This window comes from Reichenbachiella sp. MALMAid0571 (assembly GCF_040151475.1).
GTDB lineage: Bacteria > Bacteroidota > Bacteroidia > Cytophagales > Cyclobacteriaceae > CAXBNB01.
This window is the reverse complement of the sequence record NZ_JBDKWG010000061.1, coordinates 1-425: the sequence shown is the minus strand read 5'-3', so window position 1 is coordinate 425 and position 425 is coordinate 1. Positions and strand designations below refer to the sequence as shown.

General features: G+C 33.4%; 2 protein-coding genes. Both read right to left on the bottom strand.

Going from position 1 to position 425, the window contains the following annotated elements; translation table 11 throughout:
* Positions 1 to 329 (bottom strand): hypothetical protein (locus AAOP42_RS00860; RefSeq protein ID WP_349526558.1); only part of this gene is annotated, 329 nt, incomplete at its 3' end.
* Positions 320 to 425 (bottom strand): IS3 family transposase (locus tag AAOP42_RS00855; protein ID WP_349526436.1); only part of this gene is annotated, 106 nt, incomplete at its 5' end. The genes AAOP42_RS00855 and AAOP42_RS00860, both read right to left, overlap by 10 nt.

Here is a 425-nt window from a genome sequence, read left to right as displayed (position 1 = left end):
CAGTCCGGTTTAGCGCAAAAACAGGAAAAAAAACCAAAACCAAAACCGTATTCGAAAAAGGGACGATCAAAATCTAATTTTAGGTTCTGAAAATTGAATTTTTTACTCTCCTGATTATTGAAAGTCCGACAGACTCCTAGTTCAATAAGTCTATCATTGAGATTATCTGGTTTCAGTAACACTCCAATTTTGTTGAAATTCCCTTCTATGTTGGGAATTAAGTCTAAATCGTTGAAATAGGCGATATCAACGAAATCAATGATGTGTTTATAGTATTGTACAAGTATAGTGGACTTACAACAAAAAACCGGACAAAAAGTTAAGCGCATATTGAACAATTAATTTTCCCATATTGTTCGGGGGTTTTATACCCTAGATATGAGTGTTTTCTTTTACGGTTGTACCAGATTTCTATAAACTCAAAC